This is a genomic window from Fulvivirga sp. (assembly GCF_040218215.1).
GTDB lineage: Bacteria > Bacteroidota > Bacteroidia > Cytophagales > Cyclobacteriaceae > Fulvivirga.
Window position 1 is genome coordinate 152,915 of record NZ_JAVJQL010000024.1, and the last position, 15,826, is coordinate 168,740.

The 15,826-nt window shown below is 37.1% G+C and carries 11 protein-coding genes and 1 rRNA gene; 7 read left to right on the forward strand and 5 right to left on the reverse strand.

All coding sequences use genetic code 11. The features are described from left to right. The first annotated feature begins 3 nt into the window (after positions 1 to 3). From RIB54_RS17110 to RIB54_RS17120, 3 genes are all read left to right on the forward strand, one after another. Positions 4 to 513, forward strand: a complete 510-nt coding sequence (locus RIB54_RS17110; RefSeq protein ID WP_350102027.1) for a hypothetical protein — start codon at positions 4 to 6, stop codon at positions 511 to 513. Next, on the forward strand, positions 510 to 4,556 hold the full coding sequence (locus tag RIB54_RS17115; protein WP_350102028.1) for a reprolysin-like metallopeptidase: 4,047 nt from the start codon (positions 510 to 512) through the stop codon (positions 4,554 to 4,556). Before RIB54_RS17110 ends, RIB54_RS17115 begins: the two co-directional genes overlap by 4 nt. Positions 4,557 to 4,644: 88 nt before the next feature. After that, positions 4,645 to 5,304: a hypothetical protein gene (locus RIB54_RS17120; protein ID WP_350102029.1), complete on the forward strand. Its 660-nt coding sequence runs from the start codon at positions 4,645 to 4,647 to the stop codon at positions 5,302 to 5,304. Between the two features lie 50 nt (positions 5,305 to 5,354). Here the strand turns inward: RIB54_RS17120 and RIB54_RS17125 are convergent, their stop codons facing one another. Further along, positions 5,355 to 6,302, reverse strand: a complete 948-nt coding sequence (locus RIB54_RS17125) for an OmpA family protein (RefSeq protein WP_350102030.1) — start codon at positions 6,300 to 6,302, stop codon at positions 5,355 to 5,357. 118 nt (positions 6,303 to 6,420) lie between these two features. Between RIB54_RS17125 and RIB54_RS17130 the strand changes: the two genes are divergently transcribed. After that, positions 6,421 to 7,281, forward strand: coding sequence for an SDR family oxidoreductase (locus RIB54_RS17130; RefSeq protein ID WP_350102031.1), 861 nt, complete (start codon positions 6,421 to 6,423; stop codon positions 7,279 to 7,281). 1 nt (position 7,282) lies between these two features. On the opposite strand, the gene RIB54_RS17135 is transcribed toward RIB54_RS17130, so the two are convergent. Then, positions 7,283 to 8,263 carry a lipid A deacylase LpxR family protein gene (locus tag RIB54_RS17135; RefSeq protein ID WP_350102032.1) on the reverse strand — a complete coding sequence of 327 codons (981 nt, stop codon included), beginning with the start codon at positions 8,261 to 8,263 and terminating at the stop codon, positions 7,283 to 7,285. A 55-nt stretch (positions 8,264 to 8,318) separates the two neighbouring features. Between RIB54_RS17135 and RIB54_RS17140 the strand changes: the two genes are divergently transcribed. Genes RIB54_RS17140 through bioA form a run of 3 tightly spaced genes read left to right on the forward strand, consistent with a single transcriptional unit; the run spans position 8,319 to position 11,327 of the window. Then, positions 8,319 to 9,443, forward strand: coding sequence for an aminotransferase class I/II-fold pyridoxal phosphate-dependent enzyme (locus RIB54_RS17140; RefSeq protein WP_350102033.1), 1,125 nt, complete (start codon positions 8,319 to 8,321; stop codon positions 9,441 to 9,443). Further along, positions 9,443 to 10,057: a dethiobiotin synthase gene (bioD, locus tag RIB54_RS17145; protein ID WP_350102034.1), complete on the forward strand. Its 615-nt coding sequence runs from the start codon at positions 9,443 to 9,445 to the stop codon at positions 10,055 to 10,057. Before RIB54_RS17140 ends, bioD begins: the two co-directional genes overlap by 1 nt. Then, positions 10,044 to 11,327 carry an adenosylmethionine--8-amino-7-oxononanoate transaminase gene (gene bioA / locus RIB54_RS17150; protein WP_350102035.1) on the forward strand — a complete coding sequence of 428 codons (1,284 nt, stop codon included), beginning with the start codon at positions 10,044 to 10,046 and terminating at the stop codon, positions 11,325 to 11,327. The genes bioD and bioA overlap by 14 nt, the downstream gene beginning before the upstream one ends. On the opposite strand, the gene RIB54_RS17155 is transcribed toward bioA, so the two are convergent. From RIB54_RS17155 to rrf, 3 genes are all read right to left on the reverse strand, one after another. Beyond that, complete coding sequence (locus tag RIB54_RS17155; protein ID WP_350102036.1) at positions 11,317 to 12,924, reverse strand: mechanosensitive ion channel family protein; 1,608 nt, start codon at positions 12,922 to 12,924, stop codon at positions 11,317 to 11,319. The two genes, bioA and RIB54_RS17155, sit on opposite strands and share 11 nt — an antisense overlap. Before the next feature lie 3 nt (positions 12,925 to 12,927). Further along, the gene (locus RIB54_RS17160; protein ID WP_350102037.1) at positions 12,928 to 15,618 is read right to left on the reverse strand and encodes a hypothetical protein; all 2,691 of its coding nucleotides are present in this window, start codon (positions 15,616 to 15,618) and stop codon (positions 12,928 to 12,930) included. Between the two features lie 127 nt (positions 15,619 to 15,745). Next, positions 15,746 to 15,826: ribosomal RNA gene (rrf, locus tag RIB54_RS17165) — 5S ribosomal RNA — on the reverse strand; the annotation flags it as partial.

Sequence of the window (15,826 nt, forward strand, 5' to 3'; positions counted from 1 at the left end):
GTGATGTGTAAATTTTTAAAAATATTCTTATTGGTGCCTTTATTCCTCTTTTTAGTGAGTTGTAAAGGCACCAATTCTTTTTCTACCCAAGTTTACTGGACTGAGATTTCAGAAGTATCTGCCAATGAGAATGACCTTCCTGCCAAGTTCAAAGCTTATAGCCTGGATATTGATAAGCTTAAATTGGCCGTTGAAAGTAATAATGCCTTAGAAATACCTACTCCTTATGGCGAAATACTGACTGTAAATGTCAAAACCTCATCAACTATGTCGCCAGCATTGGCAGAGAAATTTCCAGAGATACGTTCTTATGTGGTTTTAAATTCTGAAAAGGTGTCATCAGGAAGAATTGATATTAATCCATCTGGCTTTTATGCGATGATTAGCATAGAATCAAATACCTATTTTATTAATCCAGTAGAGAGGAATAGCCCTGAATATGTATGTTACCTAAAAGGTGATACCAACACAAATTCAAAGAATCCTTTTTTTGAGCAAAATAATAACCCATGAGAATAGTAACTTTTATAATAGCTTCAATCTTTGTTGCTCACCTTGCTTATGGTCAAAGTGACGAATTATGGTCACCAATAAAATCCAACACTAATTTAAGGTCCCGCATTCCAATCACCAAGGGTCTAAATTATGGGTTAAAAAAAGAAACGCTTCATAATAAATTAAAGGGAGCCTCTAAGTCATCTCCGAAAACAGTAACACTGCCTCTTGCCAATGGGCAGTTTAAGCAATTTATCCTTAGCCCTAATAACCTTTTACCTCCTTCCCTAGCCACTAAGTACCCTGACATTCAAACATTTGAAGCCGTTAGCTCAGATGGAAAAATTCATGGCAAAGTTGACCTCACTCCTTATGGTTTTCATGGTATGTTGTTTACGGAGGAAGGAACCGTTTTTATTGATCCGGTAAGTAAGGAAAACAACACAACACATCAAGTTTACTACAAACAAGACTTTGAAGCATACAGCAAAGTTGGTATTACGGACGACCAATTATTAAATAAAAATAGCTCCAAAGGCTCAAGGGTTAACCTATCTGCTAAACAGACTTATAAGTCAAGGGCAAATGGAACTGAATTAAGAACCTACAGGTTGGCAATTACTGCAACTGGAGAATATACAGCATTTCACGGTGGAACAGTTTCATCAGCCTTGGCTGCGATTATAACAACTATCAATAGAGTCAATGGCATATATGAAAAGGAAGTGTCCATAAGTTTTGCTCTTGTAGAAAATACAGATCTTTTAATTTATACCGATCCAGACACCGACCCTTACACCAATGACGATGGAGGCGTTTATATTGAGGAGACTCAGGAAAATATTGATTTAATTATAGGTGATGCAAACTATGATATCGGGCATGGTTTTTCTACTGGTGGCGGTGGATTAGCTGGCCCAGGCCCTTGCCAAACTGGTTTTAAGGCTAATGGAATTACTGGCACATCAGACCCCATAGGAGACCCTTATGATGTAGATTATGTTGCCCATGAAATTGGGCATCAGTTTAGTGCTAATCACACTTTCAATAGTATAGTTGGGGCTTGTGACGGTAATAGGAATAATTCTACAGCATACGAACCGGGCAGCGGATCGACTATTCTTGCCTATGCTGGAATTTGTTCACCAGAAAATCTACAAAACAACAGTGACCCTTACTTTCACACCATCAGCTATGATGAAATTTTAAATTATAGTGTGAATGGACCTGGCAATACTTGTGCTTTCATAACATCTACAGGCAACACTCCTCCAACTGTGAATGCTGGGGAATCTGGTTTTACCATTCCTATTAGCACGCCATTTAGTTTAACTGGAAATGGCTCTGATGCTGATGGAGATGCCCTAACGTATAACTGGGAGCAATTTGACTTAGGCCCGGAAGGAAGCCCTGATAGTCCTTTAGAAGATGCCCCTATATTCAGATCATTTGTTCCGCAATCAGAGCCAACAAGAATATTTCCACAGTTATCCGATATTTTGAATAATACACAAACACTAGGAGAATTATTGCCTTCATATTCCAGAACATTAACTTTCCGATTGACAGCCAGGGATAATAAAGCTGAAGGTGGCGGGGTAAACTATGACCAGATAACCTTTGATGTTACTGAAGAAGCTGGTCCCTTTGTGATAAATACTTTCAATACAAACACAACGTTAACGGCACAATCAAATGTTGAAATATTATGGGACGTAGCGAACACTAATACTGCACCCGTAAATTGTCAAAATGTAAACATCTTGCTTTCGGATGACGGAGGATCAACGTTTGCCTACACCTTAAAATCAAACACTCCGAATGATGGTGTTGAAAATGTACTGATTCCAGACATTGTTTCATCAACTGTCAGAATTAAAATTGAAGCAACTGATAACATTTTCTTTGACATTAACGACTCGAATATAAATATTGAAGCGCCAGTAGTACCAGATTATTTTCTTGAAATCCAAACTGCTTCGTTGGAAATCTGCAGCCCAACAAGTAATAATACATCTATAGAAGTAGGGAGTATACTTGGCTATTCTCAAGAAGTAACACTCTCTGTTTCAGGCTTAGAAGATGGTCTCACTGCCGATTTCAGTACCAATCCGGTAGTTCCTGGGAATTCCACGACTTTAACAATTTCCGATCCCAGCCAAACGGCAAACGGTCAGTATCAATTGACTATTACAGCCAATGATGGAACAAACATGAGGATTGAATACCTCTCGATAGTGGTTTTTGACGGAGTACTTGAAAATATTGAAGTATTAAACCCCATTTCAAATCAACAGGATGTGGGCTTAAGTCCATTATTAATTTGGAATGAGCTTAATAATAACACCTATCAATTGGATATTGCTTTGGATAATGGTTTTTCTAATATAATTGAATCTAAAACCAATATTTCTGAAGGGAATTTCCAACCTCAACTTCTGAAAAACAGCACAACATACTTCTGGAGGGTAAAGGGTACTAATAGCTGTGAATCCACAGACTTTACCACCAGCAACTTTACTACAGTTTCCTGTAACACTACTGCGAGTTCAGATATTCCAAAGAGCATCAGTTCTGGCGCACCGAATACAGTAATTTCAGAAATTGAGATTAGCGCTAGCGGTAAAATTGGTGATGTTAATATTTTAAATTTGGTTGGAACCCATACTTACATTGAAGATTTAGAAGTAAAATTAATCTCACCAAAAGGCACCGAGGTTGTACTCTTTAGCGGAATTTGTGGAAGTAATGATGACTTCAATTTAAATTTTGATCAAGACTCAGATATATCAACAATAAACTGCCCTCCAACAACAGGCAACACATATCAGGCATTGGAAAATCTGGATGTTTTTAATGGGGAAGAAATGAATGGTATTTGGAAACTCAATGTCACAGATCAGGTACCTGATGACGGAGGATCGTTGCAAAGTTGGTCGTTGGAAATTTGTGGTGAGAATTCTGGTCAAAAGCCAAATCCTCCAAGTAACCTGAGTGCCGTTATTGTTAATGATGCTAATATTGACCTTGCCTGGACAGACAACTCAGATAATGAGCAAGAGTTTAGTATTCAACGATCGATTGGAAACAGCACATCATTTGAAGAGGTCGGAAAAGTTAGTGCAGATATAACGGAATACTCTGATTTAACTGCATCGTTAGATAACAATTACTATTATCGTGTGGCGGCTATTGTAAACAACGACACTTCAAATTATTCTAATATTGTTTCTGTCATTAGTATCCCTCTAACTCCATCAGGCTTAGAAGCCACCGAAGTGACAGCTTCTTCGGTTTCCCTGGTTTGGCAAGATAACAACGCATCTAAAGACAGCTTTACTGTTGAAAGAGCCTCTGAAACTGGTTCTTTTGAATTTCTTGGTTCAGTTAATGCTAGCGAAACTATATATACTGACAATGACGTAGAACCTGCTACTGTTTATAAGTACAGAGTTAAAACCTTATTAGACGGTAAAGAATCCAATTACTCTGAAATCCTAATGGTTGAAACCCTTCCAACTCCCCCGGACGCTCCAAGTGATTTGACGTTGGAATTAATCTCCCTTGAACAAATTAACTTAACATGGCTTGATAATGCCGCTAATGAAGATGGGTTTGTTTTAGAAAGATCTCTTGGAGATAATTCCAACTATCAATTACTTGATTCTTTGATTGCTGATGTTTCATCCTACCAGGATTTAACCCTCGGAGAACCTGATATTTATTTTTATAGAATCAAGGCTTACAATACAGGTGGTGAATCAGCCTATTCAAATGAAGCCGATGAATCGAGCTTAGTGCTTAATACTTTTGATAACATTGACACTGGAATATTTTTATACCCTAACCCGTCCACCGGAGTATTTCAAATAAATGCATCAGAAAATGCCCATGTTCAGGTATTTGATTTGGTTGGAAATTTGATGAAGCCAGTATCTATATCAAATAAAAATGCGGTATATAATGTCGATATTTCAAATCAGGCCGATGGCATTTACTTTATAAGGCTTAACATCAATCAAAAAATTACAATTTTAAAGGCCTTAAAAACAAGTCATTAATGAGCTGATTAATAGATAGTTAAATATCAATTTAACTTTTTGGCACTATCATTGGATATTACCTCTACAGAAACAAAAATGTAGAGCCATGAAAAAGATTTTACTATTGATCGGATTAGTTGCTGGGGTTTCACTTGGTGTTAATGCTCAGCATTTTACTACCTCTTTCGGATTTGAATTAGGGTGGGGAATTCCTAATAGGGTTCAGACGATAATCAGCCATGACTATTATGGATATGATATGGTACATGCTTCGAGGGTAGCAAGAGTTGGGGTGGATTATTTTGATGTTGTATTACAACGAGGTGATGTGTTCATTCAGGTAACTGTTAGAAATGATGGTTTCATAAGTAGAAGAACTGTGTATCAGGATTACCCTTTATATAATCACGTTTGTAGTCATAGCTGTGGGTACCACAACAATTACTATACAACTTATAGAAATGTTTGTACTTCACATCACCACCATGGACACAATCATGTTACTTATGTAAAGAATAAGCATTATTATAACGGACCAGGTCATCACGGAAAAGGATATGCTTATGGTCATAATAAGAATGGCAAAAATCATGATAAATACAATAAAAGCCAGTGGAGTGACCAGAGTGACTCTTACTCCAGAAGGGATAGGTACCATGACGAAAGTAGAAGAAGCAATTCCACTCGTGGTCAAAGAGAAAGAAAAGAAGATATAAGACCTAGTAGAACCAAATATGTGAGTAGCAGGACTTCCTCTTCCAGATGAGGGAAGTAACAAAAAAGCCCATCCGCTTGCTAGCGGATGGGCTTTTTACTTTAATTACCGTCTAAGATTCTAAATAACTCGTCAAGATCAGGGGTAATAATAATTTCAGTTCTTCTGTTCTTTTGTCTACCCTCTTTCGTTTCATTATCATCTACGGGCACAAACTCGCCCCTACCTGCGGCAGTAACCTGTTCAGCAGACAGCCCAGCCTTGGTAAGAATTCTAATGATAGAAGTTGCTCTTAACACGGACAGATCCCAATTGTCATTCATGTACTGAGAGGTTCTTCCTATAGGCACATTATCTGTATGTCCCTCAACCATTATATTTAAATCTGTTTGATCTTTAATTGCTTTTGCCAATTGCTGTAAGGCAGAAACCCCTTTCGGGTCAACAGACGTGCTCCCGGAATTAAATAACAATTGCTCCGCAAGCGACACATAAACTTTTCCGTTTTTAACAGATACCGTTAAGTCACTCTCTTTGAAATTTAATAAAGCCTGAGTGATCTTATCTTTAAGTGCCTGTACTGCCTTATCCTTGTTGGCAAGTATTTCCTCCAACTCCCTGACTTTCTCTTCTCTTACAGCAAGGTCAGCACTTAATTTTTCATTTTCCCTCTTAGTTTGCTCTAAGCTTTCTTTCAAGGCCAATAATCGCTCTTGCTGGGCGGCTAAATCCTGCGTCATTTTACCACTGTTACTTAGCAGGTTGTCATATTTAGTTTGTAATTGGCTTTTATCAGCACTTAAATTTTTAAGGTCTGAGACTGTAGCCCTTAGTTTTTTACCTAATGAAGCCGTATCCGCTTTTAACTTTGCAATTTCACCATTAAGCCTTTCTATGGTACTCAATGCTGTTGCCAAACTATCGCGACTATTCGCCAAGTCTGTCTCCAAATTGATCTTATCGGACAATAGATCATCATATTTTTTCTGCGTTACACATGAAGCTGAAAAAATGATTAGTCCACAAAACAAAAAAATGATTCTGTTCATATCTAAAAATTATGTTTCTACGAATATCACTAATTGATCGGTCAAATAAAAAACGCATTGGGCCATATCCCTTACCAAACTTTGAATATCTTTAATTATTCACTAAACACTAATGATCATGTCAGGAATGCTTAAAGATGATGCGCTAAAAGGGGAAACTATAATTGTAACCGGGGGAGGTACCGGTTTAGGTAGGTCAATGGGTAAATATTTTCTTGAACTAGGTGCTAACCTTGTTATAGCAAGTCGTAAAATGGAAGTGCTTGAAAAAGCTGCCGCTGAGCTGGAAGCAGAAACTGGAGGTAAAGTGCTACCTGTGTCTTGTGATATCAGAAAATATGATCAGATAGAAAATGTGATTGCCGAAGCTGAAGCCAAGTTTGGTTCCATTAGCGGAGTATTGAACAACGCAGCGGGCAATTTCATAAGTCCTACAGAACGTTTATCTCATAGGGCATTTGATATTGTTATTGATATTGTTCTTAGAGGGACTTACAATTTTACTTTGGCCGCTGGCAAAAACTGGATCAACAAGAAGCAGGCAGGCACGTTCCTAAACATTGTCACAACATATGCATGGACAGGATCAGGCTATGTAGTTCCATCTGCATGTGCAAAAGCTGGAATATTATCAATGACAAGATCTTTGGCTTCAGAATGGGCCAAATACAATATCAGAAGCAATGCTATTGCTCCTGGCCCGTTCCCTACTGAGGGTGCGTGGAAAAGACTTTTCCCCGGTGAGGTGGCTGAACAAATAGATCCGTTAAAAAGAATTCCTTTGAAGCGGTTTGGTGAACATCAGGAACTCGCAAATCTTGCCGCTTACCTGATGTCAGATTATTCAGCGTATGTTAATGGTGAAGTTGTGACCATTGACGGTGGTGAATGGGTTCACGGGGCAGGTGAATTCAATGGTCTGGAAGCAGTAACTCCAGAAATGTGGGACATGTTAGAAAAAATGAGAGCTAAAAAGTAAGCTAGAATCTTAAATATAAAGCAAGTCTGACATAGTGCTGTTTTTTAGCCCCAACAATTTCAGGGCTTAATCTATATAATGTTATAGCAGCAGTGGTGTAGTAGTTTGAATACATATAGCCGTATTGCATTGTTATCAAACCATGCTCCAACTCTTCAACATGAGGGCTTTCATTGTTAAATATGCTTCCTTCTATAAAGATGTTATTGAGTACATAATCTCCCTTTAACCCAAAAAACATAAAACTTTCCACTTCTTCTTTATCGCTGTTTCCAACTGCAGGAATGTCATTCGAAAGTCTGCTGTCGGTATATGCCGTATTAATTAAATTATTAAACCTGCCAATTCGTGCAAGTGCGCCTATTCCAGCGTAACTAATACCATTGCCTAACTGCGCATCAAACTCGCCATTGACATCTAAAATTCTTCTTCTAACCAGGTTTTGCTTTCTATTATATCCCAAGTTCAATACAACTTCATTTGCTATCTCATATTCCCAGCCTAAGGGTGTAGTAATGCCATTCTCTCTATGATACCATTGTTGAAAGTTGCCCATGCCCGATTTCTCTCCAACTACTCCAAGTTCTAAAGAATATCTATTTGCTGCGCTTTCTCTAGGGAAGTTTGTAACTGTTGCCGACAGTGCCTGCCACCCTGCATAAGGCCTGTCCCTTTTTGCTACATCAGCCTCTTTTATTTTACTAGGTGTAAAAATTTTATGTCCATAATTGAATCTGACAATCACCTTGGCACTATCAAGTGATTTGACACTAAAAACCTTATCAAAGTAACTTCCTCTTTTTAGCAATAAGGCATAATTGATATCAGTCCCTGATGTATAGTATTGATCAGTAAAAAAAACAATATCATTCTCGTATCGTATGGAGAACTCCTGGTCTATAGAATGAGATCGTGTAGTAACTTGTGCCCTAGCCCTTACAACCAACAAGCCCGTTAAAAGACACAAAACAATTATCCTCATTAACTGTGGATTTATTTTAACTAATTTAGAGCTCAAAACTACAATATAATTGTATATGACATTGCCAAAAAGGCACCTAGATCAGCTAAAAAGAAGAAAAGAAAACAATAGTTTAAGATCTCTTAAGCTCGTTAATAACCTAATTGATTTTTCTTCTAACGATTATCTTGGTTTAGCTAGAAACTCTGAATTAGCAAATGAAATTCATTTAAAGACACAAAATGAGCGAAATGGTTCTGGAGGCTCTCGTCTACTGACAGGAAACAATAAGTTGTTCGAAGAAACAGAGAAGTTTTTAGCTAAACAGTTTAAATCGAAAGGCACTCTTTTATTTAATTCCGGGTATGATGCTAACCTGGCTGTCTTATCTTCAGTACCTCAACGCGGTGATACTATTTTCTATGATGAGCTATCTCACGCCAGTATTAAGGACGGGATACGGTTGGGTTTGGCTTCTAAAGCATCGTTTAAACATAATGACTTGATCGATCTGGAGAAAAGGTTAAGCAAGGTTGAAACTGGAGATAAGTACATCGTTATAGAATCCATCTATTCAATGGACGGAGACGAAGCCAACTTGAAAGAACTAGTAAAGTTATCTTCAAAGCACAAGGCCTATCTCATAGTTGATGAAGCTCATGCAACAGGACTGTATGGTACAAATGGTGGTGGTCTGTCTGAGCAATACAAACTTGAGAATGACATTTTTTGTCGAATTTATACTTTTGGAAAAGCCCCTGGGGTTCATGGAGCTGCCGTAGCAGGGTCAAAAGAACTCATGAACTATCTTGTTAATTTTGCAAGGCCCTTTATTTACACAACAGCATTACCAGCACATAGCTGTATTTCTATACATTACGCTATGAAGCATATTGCGGATAACGTCCAAATACAAAATGCGATTTTTAAAAACGTGAGTCATTATCTGATTGAGTTTGAAAAGAAATTAAAGGGTAAGTTTTCAAGAACGACCAGCAATCATCCTATCCAAACAATAATAACACCAAGTAATGATTATGCCAGGTCATTAAGTGAACACTTACTTTCACAAGGTTTTGACGTTAGGCCAATTCTAGCCCCTACGGTAAAAGAAGGTGAAGAAAGATTAAGAATCTGTTTGCATTCCTACAATTCGACTGATGAAATTTCTTTATTGGTTGATACCTTAGCAACCTATTGATGAATTACTTTATAACAGCCATAGGTACAGACAGTGGCAAAACACTTATTTCAGCTGCACTAGCCAAAGCCTTAAAAGCCGATTACTGGAAGCCTATTCAAGCAGGGTTCCCCACTGATTCTGAGACCGTGAGGGAGTTCACAAACGGTGAAGTGTACATTCATCCTGAGCATATCACATTAGAAACGCCTGCTTCACCACATGCCGCTGCTGCAATTGAAAACAAGGAATTGAAAATCAAGGATATTAAGCTGCCTGTAACCAATAACAATCTAATTATTGAAGGAGCTGGCGGTTGTATGGTCCCGTTGAGCAATCAAGAAATGATGATCGAGCTGGCACCTCATTTTAATGCCGAAATTGTCTTGATTTCAAACAACTATCTGGGTAGTATTAACCATACACTACTAACCGTTGACCTAATCAAAAGCCGCGGATATAACATTAAAGGTATAATATTTAATGGCCCGGCAAATAAGGCTACTGAAGATGTAATATTAGATTATACCAAATTGGCCTGCATTTATAAGGTACCTCAATTAGATAAAGTAAATTATCACACCATTGACAACCTAAGTCGAGAATTAAGGAAAAGCTGGAATGAATTGGATTGAGAGAGATAAAAGCACAATATGGCACCCTTTTACTCCTTTAAAAGGTGTAGCAGACCCATTAATGATTACGAAGGCAGAAGGTGTGTATCTACATACTGATGATGGCAGAAAAATTATTGATGCTGTTTCCTCCTGGTGGGTTAACCTTCATGGTCATGGAAACCCACATATTGCCAAGGCTATTGCAAGTCAGGCTTCAAATCTTGAGCATGTGATATTCGCTGGGTTTACGCATGAACCGGCTATAAAACTCGCAGAATCTCTATTGAAAATTCTTCCTTCAAACCAGTCAAAAATCTTTTTTTCCGATAACGGCAGCACCGCTGTAGAAGTAGCCATAAAAATGGCATTTCAATACTGGTTCAATAAGGACGTGGAAAAGAAAAGGATCATGGCCATTGATGGCGCTTATCATGGCGATACTTTTGGATCGATGTCGGTTGGGGAAAGAAGTGATTTCACAAAGCCCTTTGTTGAACATTTGTTTGAAGTCGATTTTATAGACTTTCCAAATGGAGAAAATGATAAAGCAGTGATTGAAACATTTCAAGCTCTGGCTGAATCAGGAGAAATAGCAGCTTTTATATTTGAGCCACTGATTCAAGGAGCATCAGGAATGCGCATGTATAGTGCAGAGACCCTTGATGAATTACTTTCAATAGCGAAAGAGCATAATATCATTTGTATTGCTGATGAAGTAATGACTGGATTTGGAAGAACGGGTAAATTATTTGCCTCCGATTATTTAGAAAATAAGCCTGATATTATGTGTCTCTCAAAAGGTCTCACAGGTGGTGCTTTGGCTTTAGGGGCCACTTCTTGTACATCTGATATTATTGATGCTTTTGATTCCGATGACCTTAAAAAAACATTCTTGCACGGGCATTCTTACACCGCTAACCCTATGGCCTGTGCCGCAGGGGTTGCCAGTTATGAATTGCTCATGACTCCAGAATGTCGGGAAAACATTGAAAGAATCTCTGAAAAGCATCTTGGCTTTCTATCAAGAATTAAAGGTCAACAGATAGTAAAGGATGTTAGAGCAAAAGGCACTGTGATCGCTATTGAATTTGAGACAGATAAGGACTCCTCATACTTCAGTGAAATGCGAAACATGCTTTATCCTTTCTTTTTGGAAAAAGACATCCTTTTAAGGCCCTTGGGTAATCTTATTTATATCATTCCTCCATATATTATTAAGAATGAGGAACTTGACCGCATCTACACTGTAATTGAAGAATTACTCAATAAACTTTCTCCTACTTCTTAAGAAAACTTTCTAGCTTCTTCTTAAGCTCGGGACTGTTTTCTGTATACTCAGGAGAGTTTGATTTCTTTTCAGGAAAAGATTCTACATGTAAAGTTTGAGTTGGGAATGCGAAATTAACACCTAGTTCATCTGCAAGTTTCACAATCTCAAGAAGCACCTCATGCCTTGACCGAAGTTCTTCTGTCCATGATGGTACATCAAAGAAAATATAAAATAACACATCAAGAGAAGATGCTCCCATGTCGTTAAAGTGTATTTCGTAATAGTCCTTTCTTGTTTTCGGGTGATTATCTACGATCTTTTTCAGACCTTCTACAAACACATCAATCAAATGCGGAGGCGTATCATAGGTCATGGCTATTTTGGTCATAAATCTGCGGTACTTACGCAAGCCATGATTATCAATCATCTGATTGGTAATGACACCATTCGGAATATACATAACAGAATTTCTGAATGTTCTAATTCTAGTAGATCTGAAACCAACTTCCTCTATGGTACCATCTACATCACCAGAAGTTATCCAATCACCCACTTGAAATGGTCTGTCTATGAATATCATTAACGAGCCAAAGAAGTTTTTAATGGTATCCTGAGCTGCCAAGGCAAAGGCCAGACCTCCTATTGATATACCTGCAATCAAACCAGTGATGTCAAACTCCAGGTTATCCAAAATGAACAGCCCACCAACTATTACAACAAAGGTTTTAAGCACTTTCCTTAGCAGTGGCACCAATTGATCATCTAGAGTGCTTTCTGTCTTCTCAGCAAGCTTAGAGAGATAAATAGAAAAAATATCAACCAATCTATAAAAGAATACTATTGCAAATACTGGCCATATTGCTTGGAGTGCAATTATGACATACTTACTCATGCCAATTGGCAATTGCAATACCGGAACAAAAAGGATCAATAATGGAAATATAACGAGAAAGCTGATAGGCTTGGCCACAGGAATAACCACCTCATGTGCCAGTTTTCTATAGCCCATTCTCATCAAAGCCTGAAGAATAAGCCTCTCAAATATCAGAGTAAATATTTTATGCAGTATTACGCAAACAATCACCAAAATCAGGATGCCAAGCAACTGCCAGCCCCATAAACCAAAAATCTTGAAACCTCCCTTGCTTGGAGGCAACAAATCCAAAAGTTTGTCTGTACCAAAAGGGTATACCTCCTGATGAAGGCTTTCTATTTTATTAACTGTTTTAGTACTATAAAGCCATCGGTTACCAACTTTCTCAACATAAATATCTGGTAGTTTTGCACTGATTATATATCTTCTCTTATTACTAACTGAATCCAGAAAATTCGCTTCTCTAGGTATATCCTCTAGTTCAATATAAATGCCATTACCATCAAATATTTGCTTTAGCTTAACAGCCAACTTACTTAACCTCTCATTATTCTGATCTGCAGGGTTTAACGCTTTACTCGAAATTGACGGGTAATAATTATCCGTCTGTAGATATTTTAGGTGAGTTAAAACAGTCTCATAAGGTGACGATAGATTATATTCGAGTGTATCTGTCTGATTCTGTCCATAGTTTAAGCTAACTGTAGCTAAAAGAATAAATACTGTTAAAATTGAACGCATATCTTAAAAAACTAATTGTCTGAAAGTGTCTCCTGAAATAGTATAAATAGTGTAAGTGTTATTTGCTTCAGAATACAAAATCCCAACCTCTTTGTCACTATCTATAGGGCTTGACCCAAGCAAAGAGCCATCATTTCTATATAAATATGTAAAGCCTTGCACCTTATCTGTTACTGCAAAAATTTGATTGTCAATATTAAAATGATAGTACTGAATACTTAATTCATTTGAGTCAAGGTAATCCTTTGATAGGAGTTCTGTTCTATTACTATTCAATATAACTAATCTATTCTTTTCTTGTCTGGCTAAAATATAGTTTTTACCTAGAGCGTCAGGCACAATTTGAAATCTAGCCTCTTTTGTTTGTTTATAAAGTTCTTCTGTGCTTAATATTTGTCCTTTCAAATTGACAATAAACAATCTCCCTTCTCGGGAAACAGTGTGAATTTTGGTATTAGAATCATCGGTTCCCATCTCTACAAAAACCTGTGATTCAAATCTTCCGTCAAGCTTGACAGGAAACCCTTTATTTAATTCACCTCGTCTGGTGTAAATAGACAAATCTCCATTTTGAAATAAAGCTATCATATAATCTCTGCCTCGCACTCTAATATGAAAAGGCTTTTGAGATAATTTCCCTTCACCTGCCAAAGGATTCCAGCCTTCCAGCAACTTACCTTCTTTATTGGTGAGATAAATATTACCTCTATCATCATTTAACATGAATCTGTAATTTTTCGAATTGTCATAATCCACAAGTGTCAAGTCTTGAATGCCAAAGTCAAATGCTTTAGGGTACTGCTCAACAGTATTTCCGAGCCTATCTATCATGTAAATCTTATTACTTGTTGCAAAAAGGTATTGTAGCTTCTTGTTTTTATAATAATCTATTTGATAGATTTCAGAAACTATTCTTTCCGAAATAGGAATAGACCATAACTTTTTACCCTCAGAAGAAATGAGATTTAAGTTGGAAAGCGAATCTTGCTGAAGCACTTCCAAAAGGTTATTGTTATGATTCCTTACTACAAATGGCTTGGTAATTATTGGGTTGATGAAAGCTAATTGTTGTGTGGTTTTAAATAATGAATTCTCTATTTCAATAGTATTATCCTCCCATTGAAGAGCCATACTAGTGTAGTAATTTTGATCAACTCTACTAAACTGAATTGAGCTGCGTTTTAACGCTTTTAGTTTAGGTCTATTTTTTTCAACATATTCAACCCAATTTTCTTTTAGTCCACTTTGTATAGTTGACAAAATTCGAGGCAGATTAAAATAGTAACTTACATTGGACTCCTCGAGGCCAGACTCCTTAAACTCATTATATCCAACTGATCGTCCTAAAGTGTTTTCATTTTCAATATCATACAACAAATCTTTGAGCGATGTTATTGTATTGCTAATTACAATTTTATCATCCAAAGCCATGTAGTAAGTAGTGCCAAAACCTTCAAATTGAGGCCCAAAAATCATCATAGGAAACTCTTTGACCTTTATTTCCCTAATCTCATAATCTCCATATTCTTCTGCATAAACCGAATCTCCAAGAGCAATAGACTCCCTCTCAGAAAACTCATTCAACTGATTCAAAGCTTCATTGATGTCAATTGTAGAAATATAAAGTATCTTCTTAGCAAGAGGGTCATTATCAAAACTGGCAAGACATACACCATCCTTAATCCAAGAGTAAATTTTATCAACTTCCAAACCATACGATTTGACAAAGTCAGTTCTTTTCAAGACAAACTTCTCATAGTCTGCTTTCCAAAAATCAACAAGATTGCTATGCCATTCGATCGGATCACTGGTAAGAAACTTACTGACTATACTTGCCTCAGAAGGGATAAAATAATCAAAATTATCAGGCACTGGAATTTGGTTTTCGAAAGTGCTCAAAAATTCGCCCTTGGACGAAAGAGTAAACCCATTTAGAAATATACTTTTATCTGAAAAAGTAACATCCAAAAAGGCATTCGCAGCTAAGTTCTTGATGAACTCTGATTTATCTGATTTATCTGTGCCAAAAACACCCACTAAGTCATTTAGCTTATCGCTATTGATATAAAGATTACCATCATCATTAGATAGATTAGGTAAGTTTATAAGATCAGAGTGCTTTTCGAAAAAACTATTGCCTTCTTCTTCCATGGCTCTTACGACATCCTCAACAAGATATGGCTTCAAACTAAAGACCAAAATATTATTATCCAGATAATAGGTAATTTTTTCCTTAGCTTTTCCCAATTCATGAATCTCTCTACCCAAGTAGACTCTGGTTGATAAAGATGAATTAGCCCTAAACTGGTCAGTTATAGTTAAAAAAACCTTATCACGGTTATTCTTTGTAAGATCAATGTAATAAGTATTATCAAATGAATTGTTACCTGAAACATGTAAAGATATGAGCACTGCTCCCTTTAAAACCTCATCCCATTTGACTTTAGAGGTATCCAAAACTGATAGTATCCGCTTGTATTCAGGTGAGTTTAGCAACTCAAGTATCTCTTGATTATTTTTTTTATACTTGTCTAGCGAGGCAAGGAATGAATTGCTTTCAATTATTAATGCAGCGTCATCCGTCACATATTCCTGAATTGCTACTTCATCCATTTTCAGATACTTATCATAGAATAAGTAAGAAAGGAATACTATTACCAATAAGAAAGTTAAAAATATTGCGGTTTTCTTCAATTGTTTTGACTTTACACAAATAAACAGAATAAGGAAGTATTATCGCAAAATCAGTAGCCTATTTCTCAAAAGAGTTTAAAACAAAAAACCCTTTCCAGTGATACTGAAAAGGGTTTTAGATTATAAAAGCTGGCAACGACCTACTCTCCCACATGTTATTGCAGTACCATCGGCGCTGATGGGCTTAACTTCTCTGTTCGGAATGGGA